14 protein-coding genes are annotated in these 15,450 nt (G+C 60.3%); 12 read left to right on the top strand and 2 right to left on the bottom strand.

Annotated features, from left to right (window positions below; genetic code table 11):
- The first annotated feature begins 35 nt into the window (after positions 1-35).
- The 7 genes from B1722_RS20390 (at position 36) to B1722_RS20360 (ending at position 7,354) form a co-directional block, all read left to right on the top strand.
- On the top strand, positions 36-341 hold the full coding sequence (locus B1722_RS20390) for a cytochrome c5 family protein (protein ID WP_041073683.1): 306 nt from the start codon (positions 36-38) through the stop codon (positions 339-341).
- Positions 342-373: 32 nt separating this feature from the next.
- Positions 374-985: a cytochrome c gene (locus B1722_RS20385; RefSeq protein ID WP_041073681.1), complete on the top strand. Its 612-nt coding sequence runs from the start codon at positions 374-376 to the stop codon at positions 983-985.
- Positions 986-1,185: 200 nt separating this feature from the next.
- Positions 1,186-1,827, top strand: a complete 642-nt coding sequence (locus B1722_RS20380; RefSeq protein ID WP_007962741.1) for a thiol:disulfide interchange protein DsbA/DsbL — start codon at positions 1,186-1,188, stop codon at positions 1,825-1,827.
- 14 nt (positions 1,828-1,841) lie between these two features.
- Entirely contained in the window at positions 1,842-2,720 is an 879-nt protein-coding gene (locus B1722_RS20375; RefSeq protein WP_047297455.1) for an endonuclease/exonuclease/phosphatase family protein, read from the top strand.
- Positions 2,717-4,783, top strand: coding sequence for a diguanylate cyclase (locus tag B1722_RS20370; RefSeq protein ID WP_086794099.1), 2,067 nt, complete (start codon positions 2,717-2,719; stop codon positions 4,781-4,783). The genes B1722_RS20375 and B1722_RS20370 overlap by 4 nt, the downstream gene beginning before the upstream one ends.
- 101 nt (positions 4,784-4,884) lie before the next feature.
- The gene (locus B1722_RS20365; protein WP_086794097.1) at positions 4,885-5,664 is read left to right on the top strand and encodes an N-acetylmuramoyl-L-alanine amidase; all 780 of its coding nucleotides are present in this window, start codon (positions 4,885-4,887) and stop codon (positions 5,662-5,664) included.
- 76 nt (positions 5,665-5,740) lie between these two features.
- On the top strand, positions 5,741-7,354 hold the full coding sequence (locus tag B1722_RS20360; RefSeq protein WP_174377010.1) for an EAL domain-containing protein: 1,614 nt from the start codon (positions 5,741-5,743) through the stop codon (positions 7,352-7,354).
- Here the strand turns inward: B1722_RS20360 and B1722_RS20355 are convergent.
- Positions 7,351-9,141, bottom strand: coding sequence for a KinB sensor domain-containing domain (locus tag B1722_RS20355; protein ID WP_086794093.1), 1,791 nt, complete (start codon positions 9,139-9,141; stop codon positions 7,351-7,353). The genes B1722_RS20360 and B1722_RS20355 overlap by 4 nt on opposite strands.
- Positions 9,142-9,151: 10 nt before the next feature.
- The gene (gene algB / locus B1722_RS20350) at positions 9,152-10,498 is read right to left on the bottom strand and encodes a sigma-54-dependent response regulator transcription factor AlgB (RefSeq protein WP_047297450.1); all 1,347 of its coding nucleotides are present in this window, start codon (positions 10,496-10,498) and stop codon (positions 9,152-9,154) included.
- 426 nt (positions 10,499-10,924) lie between these two features.
- Between algB and B1722_RS20345 the strand changes: the two genes are divergently transcribed.
- From B1722_RS20345 to B1722_RS20320, 5 genes are all read left to right on the top strand, one after another.
- Positions 10,925-11,209 carry a hypothetical protein gene (locus tag B1722_RS20345; protein WP_086794091.1) on the top strand — a complete coding sequence of 95 codons (285 nt, stop codon included), beginning with the start codon at positions 10,925-10,927 and terminating at the stop codon, positions 11,207-11,209.
- 72 nt (positions 11,210-11,281) lie between these two features.
- The gene (locus B1722_RS20340) at positions 11,282-11,446 is read left to right on the top strand and encodes a DUF1328 domain-containing protein (protein WP_003177151.1); all 165 of its coding nucleotides are present in this window, start codon (positions 11,282-11,284) and stop codon (positions 11,444-11,446) included.
- 2 nt (positions 11,447-11,448) lie between these two features.
- Complete coding sequence (locus B1722_RS20335; protein WP_041073666.1) at positions 11,449-11,913, top strand: inhibitor of vertebrate lysozyme family protein; 465 nt, start codon at positions 11,449-11,451, stop codon at positions 11,911-11,913.
- Between the two features lie 700 nt (positions 11,914-12,613).
- Positions 12,614-13,945 carry a glutamate/aspartate:proton symporter GltP gene (gene gltP, locus B1722_RS20325; protein ID WP_041073664.1) on the top strand — a complete coding sequence of 444 codons (1,332 nt, stop codon included), beginning with the start codon at positions 12,614-12,616 and terminating at the stop codon, positions 13,943-13,945.
- 201 nt (positions 13,946-14,146) lie between these two features.
- Positions 14,147-15,376: a nucleoside recognition domain-containing protein gene (locus tag B1722_RS20320; protein ID WP_041073662.1), complete on the top strand. Its 1,230-nt coding sequence runs from the start codon at positions 14,147-14,149 to the stop codon at positions 15,374-15,376.
- The last annotated feature ends 74 nt before the right edge of the window (positions 15,377-15,450 follow it).

Here is a 15,450-nt window from a genome sequence, read left to right as displayed (position 1 = left end):
ACGCAGAACGCTCTCAACCCTGAAAAGGTCGTTTTATGACGAAATGGCTGCTGGCTGCCGGAGTCCTGATACCGCTTTGCGGCGCACAGGCTACACAGGAACCGGAAGCCGTGTACAACCGTGTTTGTGGTGCCTGTCATTCCGGCCAACTACCCATGGCGCCCGAAAGAGGCGATCAGGCAGCTTGGACGCCGAGGTTGGCGAAAGGTATGGAGACGCTGGTGCAACACGTGACCCAGGGTTTCAAGGCGATGCCGCCGCGTGGTTTGTGCATGGACTGCAGTGCCGAGGATTACCAGGCCATCATCCTTTGGATGAGCGAGAGTAAACCCGGTCCATAACTCTTAACCCTTAGCCGTAGTTGGATTAGCTGATGAACAAATTGATCGTGAGTCTGCTGTTGACCGTGGGAATCTCCGGCATCGCCCATGCTGCAGGTGATGCAGCAGCCGGCCAGGCAAAAGCTGCCGTGTGCGGAGCCTGCCATGGCCCGGACGGGAACAGCATGGCACCCAACTTCCCGAAACTGGCCGGTCAAGGTGAACGTTACCTCGACAAGCAGTTGCATGACATCAAGTCGGGCAAACGCCAGGTTCTGGAAATGACGGGCCTGCTGACCAACCTGAGCGATCAGGACCTGGCCGATATTGCCGCCTACTTTGCCAGTCAGAAGGGCAGCGTCGGCGCCGCCGATCCAAAAATCGTCGCCCGTGGTGAAGCCCTGTTCCGTGGCGGCAACCTGGACAAAGGCCTGCCAGCCTGCACCGGCTGCCACTCGCCGAACGGTGCCGGCAACGCCGCCGCCGGCTTCCCGCACCTGGGAGGCCAACACGCTCAATACATCGCCAAACAGCTGACCGACTTCCGCAAGGAAGAAGGCGGTCGCGCCAACGACGGCGATTCCATGCCGATGCGCACCATCGCACGCAAACTCAGCGACGAAGACATTGCTGCGGTCGCCAGCTACATTCAGGGCCTGCACTAACCGCCCTGCATCGAGCGTTACCGGTGATGGACATCTCCTGCAACGTTAACGCTCGATTAATCCGTCGCAGCAAGTATAAAAAGGGTGGCTTTGGCCGCCCTTTTTTGTGGCCGCTGCCGTTACACTACAGAACTCATGCCCGCCAGGATCTGTCTGAAAACAGGTCGCGCGAGGCGACCAAAATTGTCCAGGAGTAAAGCATGCGTAATCTGATCATCAGTGCCGCTCTCGTCGCTGCCAGCCTGTTCGGCGTGACCGCCCAGGCCGCCGAAGCACCCGCTGCCCCTTATGTCGAACTGGCCAACCCGGTGCCAGTGGCAGAGCCTGGCAAGATCGAAGTCGTGGAGCTGTTCTGGTACGGCTGCCCGCATTGCTACGCGTTCGAGCCGGTGATCAATCCCTGGGTTGAAAAACTGCCGTCGGACGTCAACTTCGTGCGCATTCCTGCCATGTTCGGTGGCCCGTGGGATGCTCACGGTCAAATGTTCCTGACCCTGGAAGCAATGGGCGTCGAGCACAAGGTTCACGCTGCGGTATTCAATGCGATCCAGAAAGAACACAAGAAGCTGACCGACAAGAACGACATGGCTGACTTCCTCGCCACACAAGGCGTGGACAAGGACAAGTTCCTCGCCACCTTTGACTCGTTCGCGATCAAAGGGCAGATCGTCAAGGCGCGTGAGCTGGCCAAGAAATATGAAATCACTGGCGTTCCAACCATGATCGTCAACGGCAAATACCGCTTCGACATCGGCTCTGCCGGTGGTGCGGAAGAAGCCTTGAAGCTGGCTGATCAACTGGTCGCCAAAGAGCGAGCGGCCAACAAGGCAGCTGCCAACTAAGCGCGGTAATCGCCATGCGCCGCTGGGGCACCGAACGCATCGTTGGCCTGCATGATCCACAGGTCAACGAGCATCACCTGGAGTCCACGGGCCTGCCCGCAGACCATCGTCTGCGCTTGCTCAGCTTCAACATCCAGGTCGGCATCAGCACCGAACGCTATCGGCATTACCTGACCCGCAGCTGGCAGCACCTGCTGCCGCACACCGGGCGCTCAGGCAATCTGCAGAAGATCGGCGACCTGCTTGGCGACTTCGACCTGGTCGCCCTGCAGGAAGCCGATGGCGGCAGCCTGCGCTCAGGCTACGTCAATCAGGTCGAACACCTGGCCCACCTCGGCGCCTTCCCTTACTGGTATCAACAACTCAATCGCAACCTCGGCCGGCTGGCCCAGCACAGCAATGGCGTGCTCAGCCGACTGAAACCGTGGGCGATCGAAGACCATCCGCTGCCGGGCCCGAAAGGTCGCGGCGCGATCCTGCTGCGCTTTGGCGAAGGCCCGGAAGCGCTGGTGGTAGTGATGATGCACCTGGCCCTCGGCGCCCGGGTGCGCAGCCTGCAACTGGCCTACATTCGGGACCTGATCGGTGGCTACAAGCACCAGGTATTGATGGGCGACATGAACACCCACGCCAGCGATCTGCTACAACAGTCACCGTTACGCGATCTCGGCCTGCTGGCCCCGCAGATGCAAGCCACGTTTCCCAGCTGGCGGCCGCAGCGATGCCTGGATCATATTTTGCTCAGCCCGACCCTGACTCTGGAAAAGGTCGAAGTGCTGGCCCAACCCATTTCCGATCACCTGCCGGTCGCGGTAGAGATTCGTCTGCCGGGTTCGCTCACGGCCGATGCATTGCCCGCGTTGAGTCCTGCCCCTCGCGGAACCCCTGAATGAGCGACGACGCCCAGCGCTGGAAAGAGAAGTACCTCAAAAGTATCGAACAGCAGGACAAGCTCGAACGGCGCTGGGCCGCCCGGCTCGACTTGCTGCGCCGCGGTCTGGTACGCAGTACGCTGGCTGCTGAAGGCACCGACAAGGTTGTTGATCAGTGCATGAAAGAGATGCGCGACGTGGTGCGCACCGACGACATGGATGCCGGCCTCGCCGCCCTGCTGCCGCGCCTGGAGAAAGCCGTACTCGACTCCGAGCAGCGCCGCGAGACCCGCATTGATCAGGTCAGCACCGCGTTGACCGCGCTGGTTACCCAACTGCAAGCGTTGCCGCTGCCGCGGGAAGTCGCCCAGCCGCTGAAGAAATTCGCCAAGCAACTGGACAGTCGGGTCGGCCAGGCGCGGGAAATGCCGTTGCTGTTGAGCGAACTCAGCGGTTTGCAGGGCAAAGCGTTGAGCCAGCTGGAAACCCCACCCGCGCCGGACCGCCCGGGCTTTCTGCAACGCCTGTTTGGTAATCGCGAAGCCGAAGAAACGCCAGGGCCGCCAGGCCCGGAGCAAGCTCAAGCGCCTGCGCCAATATCAGCGCCGCCCTCAGCCAACACTGAACCTGATGTCGAGCCCGCACAGACGCCAACAGGCGAACCGACTCCGGCACCGGTCAGCGCCGCGCCGCTGTTGCAACCGGCAGAGGCAAGCCCTCAACAGGCACCTGCAGCGCAACCGCAGGCCGAATCGCCTGTGCTTTCGTTTGTGCCGCCGGTCATTGCCATCGAGACGGCACCCGAACCACTGCCTGAACTCAAACCGCCCCTCGAACCTCTGGCCCTGCCGCTTGCGCCACCAGCCCTCACTGCGGCGATCAACCCTGACGAGTTGATCCACCCGGGCGACGCCCCGGCCCCCTTGCTCCTCGACAGCCTGCCCCTGCCGGCCCCGATTGCCCAAGCCTTGGCTGCCATCGATCCGGAGCAGCCCGAGCAAGACATTCTTTACGCCCTGCCCGATTCGCCGGAGCCATCCTACAGCTCGGTGGCCAAACACATCGAAGACACGCTGATCGGGCTGCTCGACGACCTAACCTTGCCAGAGCGCCATCGCCCTCAAGCCGAGGCCATGCGTGATCGTTTGAAAAATGGCCTGAACTGGTACGAACTTCTGCCCATTCTCGACGACCTTGCCACCTTGATGCTGGCAATCACCGACAGCGGCCAACACGAATTCGAAGCCTATCTGCAGCGGCTCAACGAACGCCTAGAAGCATTCCAAAGCAATTTGCAGGCCGCCAGCGAGGGCCATGCCGACAACAGCTCGGCAGCCCGGGCGATGGACACGCAGATTCGCGAGCAAGTCGACGGCTTGCAAACCAGCGTGCAGGAAGCAGCCGATCTGGATGATCTCAAGCGAGTGCTGGAGAACCATCTCGAAGGCCTGCTCGGTACCATGGACCAGCATCAGCAACAACGCGATGCCCGCGAGCAGGAAGTGGCGGCACGTCTCAAAGGCCTGGCCGAACGTGTGGCGCACATGGAGCAGGAAGCCCTGGGCTTTCGCGAACATCTGGAAGAACAGCGACAGAAAGCCCTGATCGACCCGTTGACCGGCCTGCCCAACCGCGCTGCCTGGAGCGAACGGCTGGAACACGAGATCAGGCAATGGCAACAACACGGCAACACCTTGAGCCTGGCGATGCTAGACCTTGATCATTTCAAGCGCATCAACGACAACTACGGCCATCTGGCGGGCGACAAGGTATTGAAAATCATCGCCACGGTGCTGCGCAAACGTCTGCGTGGGGCGGATTTCATTGCTCGCTTCGGCGGAGAGGAATTCGTTTTGCTGCTGCCAGCCACCACGCCGGCCGTCGGCGCCAAATTGCTGGAAACCCTGCGGGCGGCCATCGAAGCGTGTCCGTTTCACTTCAAGGGTGAACGAGTGACGATCACCATTTCCATGGGACTGGCGTCGTTCAAGCCGGGAGAACACAGCGATCTGGTGCTTAAAAGAGCCGATCAGGCGTTGTACCGAGCGAAAAACGGCGGACGTAACCGGGTCGAACTGGGCTGAGCAAGTTGTTCCAATTTGTTTAAATCAGCCCGTCAGGCGTCGATACGCAAGGCAGTACGTTACACTGTTGCATTATTGTCTTGCGCGTACTGCCTTCTGCCATGAAATTTTTTACCCTCCTCGCGTCGCTGCTCGTTCTGGCCGGTTGTGCCAGCGGCCCGCGTTATGACACCAGCCACCCTTCGGCCAATCACGACAGCCGCGTGCAGTTCGTGATCGTGCACTACACCTCCGCTTCCCTCGCCCGCTCGCTGCAACTGCTGACCCACGGCGAAGTCAGCAGCCACTATCTGATCGGCGACGACAAGGGCGGCACCATCTACAAACTGATGGATGAAAACCAGCGCGCCTGGCACGCCGGCGAGAGCCAGTGGCAGGGCCGTACCTGGCTAAACTCCAGCTCGATCGGCATCGAAATCGTCAATCCGGGCTTCAAGGACACGCCGACCGGGCGCCTGTGGTACCCGTACAGCGAAGCGCAGATTCAATCGCTGATCGTTCTGCTCAAGGACATCAGCCAGCGCCAGGGCATCAGCCCGCGCCATATCATTGGCCACAGCGACATCGCGCCCCTGCGCAAACTCGACCCGGGGCCCTTGTTCCCATGGAAACGCCTGGCCGCCGAGGGCCTGGGCGTATGGCCCAATGAACAAGCGGTGGCTCGGCAGCAAGTGCAGTTCAACGCCGAACTGCCAAGCATCAGCTGGTTCCAGGAACAACTGGCGCGCGTCGGTTACGACACCCCGCAGACCGGCGAGCTGGACGTCGCGACTCGCCATGTCCTGGCAGCGTTCCAGATGCACTTTCGCCCTTCACGCTTCGACGGTATACCGGACGCGCAAACAGCAGCGTTGTTGCAGGTCCTCAATCAGACAAAATAATGACGCCCGCCCGACGGTCAGGGCGAAAGCGTAATCAGCAGCTATAACTCATTGGTAATTCTTCGGATATTCCATGATGGTTGCTACCCGAGCGACGCTGCGTAGCTGGTTTTATCGCCCGTGGTTTTTGGCGATGATCGCGGCTGTCTTCAGTGCGGCATTGCTGATAGCCGGCGGAATGTTCGTCGCCATGCGCCAGATCGAACAGAACGAAAGCCAGGAAATGAACACCCAGGGCGAGCGCTTTCTGGCACGCCTTGAGCAGCTGTTCGGACAACTGCGCGAAAGCCTCGATGACCTCGAAGCGCAGCCGCTGCGCAGTTGCGACGAGGAAATGATCGCCACCCTGCAACAAGTCACCTTCAACTATCGCTTCGTCTATGAAGCGGCCTACATGGATGGTGCGCGGATATGCTCCAACCGGCCCCGCCAGGAAGGACTGTCGGTGGTTCGCGCACCGGATATCAAAGGACCGACCTACAGCTACTGGCTCAACACCACCACCGAACCGGATGAAAACCGTGCTGCGCTGATGCTCGGGCGCGGCAATTTTCGCGTGGCGACATCACGCGGGCATTTGACCGACATGGTCGACCTGCCGCCGGACAGCAGCCTGCTGGTGGTGCTGGACCACGGCAAACGGGCGATTCCGGTGCTGGGCACCGCGCAGACGTGGCCACCAACCGAAGCGTGGCCACCCAAAAGCCGCGCGCCCCTGCAAGTCACCCAGTCACGGCTGATCTACCGCATGCCAACCAACAATCCGGAATACCAGTTGGTGCTGATCACCCCGCGCAGCGGCATGCATATTCCCAGCGTCTGGTGGTGGATGGTGCCGATCTGCCTGCTGCTGGGGGCGTTTGTCGGGTTCTTTGTGTTTTTGCTGGTGCGCCAGCGTCAGTCACTGGACGCCGAACTCCAGGGCGCCATTCGACGTGGCGAGCTGCAAGTGTTGTATCAGCCGATCTTCGATCTCGATAGCCGCAATTGCGTAGGCGCCGAAGCCCTGCTGCGCTGGCGTCGCCCGGACGGCACGCTGACCAGTCCCGATCTGTTCATTCCATTGGCGGAAAACACCGGGCAGATCCGGCAGATGACAGACTTTGTCCTGCAACGGCTGCTGGAACAACTGGGACCGGTGCTGCGCGCCAATCCGCAGCTGTACATTTCGGTCAACCTCGCCGCCTGCGACGTGATGGTGCCGCGCATCGGCCAGGTCATGGCCAGGCTGCTGACGCTGCACCGGGTCGCCGCGCGACAGATTGCCTTTGAAGTCACCGAGCGCGGACTGATCGACGTGGTGGTGGCGCGGGAGAACCTGCAAGCCTTGCGCGATGTCGGCCATCAAGTGCTGATCGATGATTTCGGTACCGGTTATTGCAGCCTCGCCTATCTGCAGACGCTGCCGGTGGATTGCCTGAAGATCGACAAGGCCTTCATCGACGCGCTCGGCCATGATGCGGCTAGCAGCGGCGTTGCGCCGCACATCATTCACATGGCGCAGGCTCTGGAGTTGAAAGTGATTGCCGAAGGCATCGAGCACGAAGCGCAAGCCGTGTTTCTCAGCAGTGAGGGGGTCAAGTTCGGTCAGGGCTGGCTGTTCGCCCAGGCCCTGAGTGCGGTGCAGTTCATCGAACTGATCACCCGTGGGCGGCGCCTCACCGGGCGCCGCCTGGACGACGAAGCCTAGACCGCCAGCGCCATGTAGAACTGCGTGCCCTGCCCCGGCCGCGAATAGACGCCCATCCGCCCGCCATGCAGCTGGACGATTTCCTTGCACAGCGCCAGACCCAGCCCGGCGCCACCCTTCTTGCGCCCGACCTGCACGAACGGCTCGAATATCCGCCCCTGCTGACCGTAGGCAATGCCTTCGCCGTTGTCTTCGACGCTAATGATCACCCGTTCGCCATGCCGCCGTGCCTGCAGGCGAATCTGGCCGTCGCGGGCGGTATGGCGCAGAGCGTTGTCGATCAGGTTGTCGAGCACCCGCTCAAGCTGTGCCTGATCGGCCTGCAGACGCGGCAACGGCCCTTGCACTTCGACGCTCAGGGCAATGCCTTTGCCCGCAGCGCAATCGGCGAAGCGCGACTGCGCCTGCTCCAGCAAATCTTCGATGGAGCACGGCGCCAGGGTGAGTTTCTGCAAGCCGTTCTGATAGCGCGAGAAGTTGAGCAAGTCGTTGATCAACTGCATCAAGCGCTGCATCTCTTCGTTGACCGTGTCGAGCAGGTCCGCCTCGCGTGACTCCGGGGGGAACTTCGCACGTTCGCGAAAAAGGCCGAACGCCATGTGCATGCCGGTGACCGGCGTACGCAGCTCGTGGGAGGCGCGCAGCACGAACTCGCTGCGCACGCGCTCGAAGGCGCGTTGCTCGGTGACATCGTGCAGCACCATCACCGCCCCCAGAATATGCCCCTGGATGTGACTGACCGGGGTCAAGCTGTAGGTCAGCAAGCGCGATTCGCCATCGACTTCAATGCTCAAATCTTCCGGGGCGCGCTCAAGGGTGCCGCCGCGCAGCACCAGTTGCAGTTGCGCGTCGAGCTCCGGGCGCTCGAGCGCGGTGCCCAGGCCTTGGCCGAGACGGTCACTGTCCCAACCCAACTGACGCTGAGCCACTGGATTGAGGTGTTCCAGATGCCCTTCACGGTCGATCATCAACAAGCCGTCGTCGATGCTGTCGAGCACCGCCTGCAGGCGTTGCTGACCGGCCAGCAATTCGTCCACGTTAGTCGCCTGATGCTCGCGCAGCGCCTCGGCCATCAGCCCGAAGCGCTTGGTCAGCTGGTTCATTTCCATCGCCGAGGAAATCGGCAGCGTCACTTCGAAATTGCCTTGGCCGATGTTGTCCGCCGCTTTGGCCAGCGCCTCGATGGGCGCGCCAAAACGCCGGGCAATGGCGTGCGCGGTGACGAAGCCGATGATCAGCACCGCCAATCCCACCAGCCCGAGCAGACCGGAGACCAGCAGAGCCCTTTCCCGGGCGTCATGCTGCACTGCGTTGATGTTGTCCAGTGCGTGCTTGTGCTCGGTAATCAAACCGTTGCGCAAGGTGTTGAAGCGTTCCCTGAGGTCGCTGTTGCCACTGAGCACATTGCCCGGATCACGCGACATCTCGAACGCCTGGAGAAAACTCAGGTAGTCAGCCTTGGCCTGGGTAAACCCGTACTGTCGGCCATCACTCTCTGCCTCTTGGGAAATGCCTTCATCCAGCAATTGCAGGTAGTGCTGCTTTGACGCTTCGAACGCGGCCGGGTCGGGCTTTTCGGCCAGCATCAGCACCAGTTGATCGCCGAGGGTCTGGCGCAGTTTGAGCCCCAGGTCGAGGGTCACGAAGTTGCTGCGGATCGTTGCTTCCTGAGTACCGGCCATCTGCATCACGCTGACCAGCCCGAGCAATAGCCCGAGCAAGGCGACCGTGATCAGCGCAGAGATGCTCAGAAACAAGCGAGTGCGCAACTTCATCGCCAGTTTCATCGTCGGGCGCTCACAGGTTGTACTGCTTGCGCTTGCGATACAGGGTCGACGCGTCGATGCCCAAGGTTTTCGCCGCCTGATCAAGGGTGCCTGCCGTTGCCAGCACCGCGCCGATGTGGGCTTTTTCCAGTTCATCGAGGCTCAGCGCGGCACCGACTCGCGGTGCGTTGTTCGCCGGTTGCTCGGCCATCCCGAGGTGGCTGATTTCCACGCGTTCCTGCGGGCAGATGATGCTGGCCCGTTCCACCACGTTACGCAGCTCTCGGATGTTGCCTGGCCAGCGATAACCCAGCAGCGCCTCGCGCGCCTCGTCACTAAAGCCCCGTGCCGGGCGCGCGTACTCTTTGACGAAGCGCGCGAGAAAGCGGTCGGCCAGGGTCAGGATGTCCTCGGCACGTTCGCGCAATGGCGGCAGATGCAGGGTGATCACATTGAGGCGATACAGCAGGTCTTCACGGAAGCGCCCGTCGCGCACCATGTCCTCAAGATTGAGGTTGGTCGCGGCGAGAATCCGCACATCGGCGCGGCGGGTCACTGGATCCCCTACCCGCTCGTATTCCTTGTCCTGAATAAAACGCAGCAACTTGGGTTGCAAAGTTAGCGGAAAATCGCCGATCTCATCGAGAAACAGCGTGCCGCCGTCCGCCTGATTAACTCGACCCAAGGTGCTCTCACTGGCGCCGGTAAACGCACCGCGACTGTGGCCGAACAGCTCGCTCTCCATCAGTTCCGCAGTCAACGACGGGCAGTTGATGGTCACGCAGGATTTTTTCTCGCGCTTGCTCCAGCCATGAATGGCGCGAGCCAGTTCGCCCTTACCTGTGCCGGATTCGCCAAGAATAAGGATGTTGGCGTCGGTACCGGCGACCTGCCGCGCAGTTTCCAGCACGACTTTCATCGCCGGGCTGTGGGAGTCGAGGCCGTCCTTGGGTTTGCGGATCTCGCCTTCGAGGGCTTCCAGACGCGCCGAGAGCTGACGCACTTCCAGTTGTTTGGCGGTGGCCAGGCGCAACTGGTCGGGGCTGCACGGTTTGACCAGATAATCGGCGGCGCCCGCCTGGATCGCGTCCACTGCGGTATCAACCGCCGAGTGGGCGGTGACAATGACCACGCGCATCCACGGCGCCTGAATGCGCATCTGCGCCAGCACGTCGAGACCGTTGTCCTCACCCAGACGCAAATCAAGGAAGCACAGGTCAAACACCTGACGTTGCAACAATGCCTCGGCCTGAGCCGCGCTGTTGGCGGTGGCCACTGTGTAACCTTCGTCTTCGAGGCAGTAACGAAAGGTTCGCAGGATGGCGGACTCATCGTCCACCAGCAGAATGCGGCCTTGATGCTCAGTGGCAGATTCCATTTTTCCTACGCTCCATAGTGATTGATCTTGGGTTAGTCCCGGAAAAATCGGGCAAGTTGCATGGTTGATTCTGAACGATGCGAGCCATAGGAGGGTAGCTCTCTCCTGCCTTAACGGCCAATCCATTGATTTTGTTGAGTTTTTAAACAATCACCGATTTGCAGAGGATTCCCTGCGTACTTTTCTGACATCCAGGACGTGCTCTCAATTCCATAAGAATGAAATCTCCTACGAAATAATCGTGCATTCCGCACGACCGTAGACGACCCATCGTGCAGGATGCGTCCGTCACTGAATTTTAAGTACTCATAAGCTATTGATTTTATTGAATAATTTTCAATGAAAAAACTGGCATGCAGCCTGCAATACCTCATTCAGCCCGGGCAGATTCCACTGCCCCAACCGAATAAGAGTGAGGAACCCAGGATGACTCGCCAACGTGCCGCCCAAGTGCGTATCTCGCCACTGCATATCCAGCAAGGCCTGTTTGGCGTGCTTGCACTGTTGATCACCCTGATCGCCTGCCAGCAATACCTGAGCTGGGAAAACAGCCAGAAGCCTGAGCCGCTGATCTCGATTAAACACAGCACGCAGACGCACTTCAGCGCCGTCAGCAGCAGTCAGGCCGAAAGCGCCTCGATGCGCATGATGGATGTCGATCAGCCGCAGCCGCGGGATCAACTGCCACGTGAAGAGCGCTGGGTTTTCTGACGAACCAACGAATTCGGGCGCCTGGCGCCAGGACACGCAATATCCCTAAATAGAGAAGTAAGGAGAATCACCATGTTGAGTTGGGCAATTACATTCTTGATCATTGCCATCATCGCCGCCGTCCTGGGCTTCGGTGGTATCGCGGGCACCGCCACGGGTATCGCCAAGATTCTCTTTGTCGTGTTCCTGGTGATGTTCATCGCTTCCTTCTTCTTTGGCCGTCGCGGCCGAGGTTAACGATGATTGCGTTAAAGACACTGGCAGCCGCCCTGCTTCTGGGCGGTAGTGCCATGGCGATTGCGGCCAATGATGGCCAGGCGCGGGTCAACGAGCTGCTCAGCTCCGACCCGCAATACCGGGAAACCTGGCAAGGCGTTGTGAAGCATGAAGAGCGCCTCCCGGAATGGGTGATGAACCTGTCCGGTACGCCAGAGCAGCAGATGAATGCCGTGACCGAAGATGGCGACAAGTATCTGGTCGGCCCGCTCTGCGAATCCGCAGACAAGTGCCTCAACCACCGCTTGATCGTAGCGTTCAGCTTCGACAAGAAAGATGCCTACGCCATGCTCGTCGATGTGCCCGAAGGACTGCCGGCCGACAAGTCGCCCACGCGACATGCCACCTACCGCTTCCTCGGCAAACCGAATCAGGGCATGCAGAACCTGCTGATGGAAACGCTGAAGAAAGACCCTAAGTGGTATTGATTCGAACATGAGGGCAGCGCCCCGCTGCCCTTTATTGCGCCTGCCCGAGGAAGGCCGGCGCATGACCAGGGGGCCGGGACGTTCTGACTGTTGCAGGGTCGGAGTGACCTACGGGTACAGGGAGTGCCTGCGCAAGGGCCGGGTCAGGGTAAAAGCTGCGACGCAGGTTCGCCGACCCTCAGCGGCTCGACGGACTTGCGCTGAGCTTTGCGCGATACAAAACATTGATCCAGAGCGTCCTGCTCGCCTTTTTATGGTTCAGACTGCGCGCGAAAACATTTCGCCGTGTTTCCTGGCGACCGTATATCGAGAAAGAGCCCCTTTAAACTGTGGGACTTCTAGTCTGCAAATGTAGGCTTTTTCCTGAATTTTTCGATGAATTCACTCGTTCAAAAAACAACCAACCTAAGCTGAAATGGCCGGTTCACGGCACTTATGCCGGCTGAAATGTCGTAATCGAACCGCTTGGGACGCCAGTTTCATTTAAAAAATCTCATGCCGATTCGGCATAGGGTAGGCGTTTACGGCATTAGACGGCGCAACCTTGCATCGGAATAGTTGCGCCTTTTTTCGCCTGCCGAAGAGCCGTAAATACGCGCTTCGGGGCACCTTATACGGAGGCAGATGCACAGACTTTTCCGCTAAAGAGCGTTCCAGTTGCTGCATGTGCCTGAGTCAAACGCAAGTAAGGGTAAAGATAATGAAGAAGGCAAAACTCAGCCTCGCCTGGCAGATCCTCATCGGTCTGGTTTTAGGGATTGCAATTGGTGCGTTGCTCAACCACTTCAGTGCCGAAAAAGCCTGGTGGATCAGCAACGTCCTGCAACCGGCAGGCGATATCTTTATCCGTCTGATCAAGATGATCGTGATTCCGATCGTCATCTCCTCCCTGATCGTCGGCATCGCCGGCGTGGGCGACGCCAAGAAACTCGGGCGTATCGGCCTGAAGACCATCATCTACTTCGAAGTCGTCACCACCATCGCGATCATCGTCGGCCTGCTGCTGGCCAACCTGTTCCACCCGGGTGCCGGCATCGACATGAGCACCCTGGGCACCGTGGATATCTCCAAGTACCAGGCGACCGCCGCCGAAGTACAACATGAACACGCGTTCATCGAGACCATCCTCAACCTGATCCCGTCGAACATCTTCGCGGCCATGGCCCGCGGCGAAATGCTGCCGATCATTTTCTTCTCCGTACTGTTCGGTCTCGGTCTGTCGAGCCTGCAGTCGGACCTGCGCGAGCCGCTGGTGAAGATGTTCCAGGGCGTCTCGGAAAGCATGTTCAAAGTCACCCACATGATCATGAACTACGCCCCGATCGGCGTTTTCGCCCTGATCGCGGTGACCGTGGCCAACTTCGGTTTCGCCTCGCTGCTGCCGCTGGCCAAGCTGGTGATCCTGGTTTACGTCGCCATCGCTTTCTTTGCTTTCGTGGTGCTGGGCCTGATCGCCAAGCTGTTCGGCTTCTCGGTGATCAAGCTGATGCGCATCTTCAAGGATGAGCTGGTCCTGGCTTACTCCACCGCCTCCTCGGAAACCGTGCTGCCACGCGTCATCGAGAAGATGGAGGCCTATGGCGCACCGAAAGCCATCTGCTCCTTCGTGGTCCCGACCGGTTACTCGTTCAACCTCGACGGTTCGACCCTGTACCAGTCGATCGCAGCGATCTTCATTGCCCAGCTGTACGGCATCGACCTGTCGATCAGCCAGCAACTGCTGCTGGTGCTGACCCTGATGGTCACCTCCAAAGGCATCGCCGGCGTACCGGGCGTGTCCTTTGTGGTGCTGCTGGCGACGCTGGGCAGCGTCGGTATCCCGCTGGAAGGCCTGGCGTTCATCGCCGGTGTCGACCGCATCATGGACATGGCCCGTACCGCACTGAACGTGATCGGCAACGCCCTGGCGGTACTGGTTATCGCACGTTGGGAAGGCATGTACGACGACGCCAAGGGCCAGCGCTACTGGAACTCCCTGCCGCACTGGCGCAGCAAGGAAAAACTGCCGGCTGGTGAAATCTCGAAGCCGTAATGCAAAACCTGTGGGAGCTGGCTTGCCAGCGATGAGGTCGGCACATTCAACATTTATGCTGAATGACATACCGCCATCGCGGGCAAGCCCGCTCCCACAGTGACTGATGCAAGCCTTACCGACAAACCCCGGAGAAATCCGGGGTTTGTCGTTTCTGGCGACCCCGCTATCATTCGCCGCATCTTCCGGGGGATTTGACTGATGCTTAATGGCCTGTGGCTTGGCTTCTTCGTCGTGGCAGCAATATCTGCGCTGGTGCAGTGGCTGGTCGGCGGCAACGCCGGGATTTTCGCAGCGATGGTGGAAAGCATTTTTGCCATGGCCAAACTCTCGGTCGAGGTCATGGTGCTGCTGTTCGGCACGCTGACCCTGTGGCTGGGCTTTCTGCGCATCGCCGAAAAAGCCGGGATCGTCGAGTGGCTGGCAAAAGTGCTGGGCCCGCTGTTCCTGCGGCTGATGCCGGAAGTCCCGGCCGGGCACCCGGCGCTCGGTTTGATCACCCTGAACTTCGCCGCCAACGGCCTGGGCCTGGACAACGCCGCCACCCCAATCGGCCTCAAGGCCATGAAGGCGCTGCAGGAGCTCAACCCCAGCGCGACCATCGCCAGCAACGCGCAGATCCTGTTCCTGGTGCTCAACGCCTCATCGCTGACCCTGTTGCCGGTGACCATCTTCATGTACCGCGCCCAGCAAGGTGCGCCGGATCCGACCCTGGTATTCCTGCCGATTCTGCTGGCGACCAGTTGCTCGACTATTGTCGGCTTCCTTTCGGTGGCGTTCATGCAACGCCTGCGCATCTGGGACCCGGTGGTGCTGGCCTATCTGATTCCCGGCGCACTGATCCTCGGCGGCTTCATGGCGCTGCTGGCGACGATGTCGGCCACGGCGCTGGCCGGGCTGTCTTCGATCCTTGGCAACCTGACGCTGTTCGGCCTGATCATGCTGTTCCTGGTGATCGGCGCATTACGCAAGGTCAAGGTCTACGAGGCATTTGTCGAGGGCGCGAAGGAGGGCTTCGACGTCGCCAGGAACCTGCTGCCGTATCTGGTGGCGATGCTCTGTGCGATTGGCGTACTGCGTGCCTCGGGAGCGCTGGACTTCGGTTTGGATGGCATTCGGCATCTGGTGCAGTGGGCCGGTTGGGATACGCGGTTTGTCGATGCGTTGCCGACGGCGATGGTCAAACCGTTTTCCGGCAGCGCCGCACGGGCGATGCTGATCGAGACAATGAAGACCTCCGGCGTCGACAGCTTCCCGGCGCTGGTGGCGGCGACGGTGCAGGGCAGTACCGAAACCACGTTCTATGTGCTGGCGGTGTATTTCGGTGCGGTGGGGATCCAACGCGCAAGGCACGCCGTTGGATGCGCGCTGCTGGCCGAACTGGCCGGCGTACTCGGCGCCATCGGCGTCTGCTACTGGTTCTTCGGCTGACCACAAGAGCTTCGGGCAACCAATTTCTCTGTGGCGAGGGAGCTTGCGCCCGCCGGGGCGCGAAGCGGCCCTGA

Source organism: Pseudomonas sp. SCPG-7, from assembly GCF_002156405.1.
GTDB lineage: Bacteria > Pseudomonadota > Gammaproteobacteria > Pseudomonadales > Pseudomonadaceae > Aquipseudomonas > Aquipseudomonas parakoreensis.
This window is presented reverse-complemented; position numbering and strand designations above follow the sequence as displayed.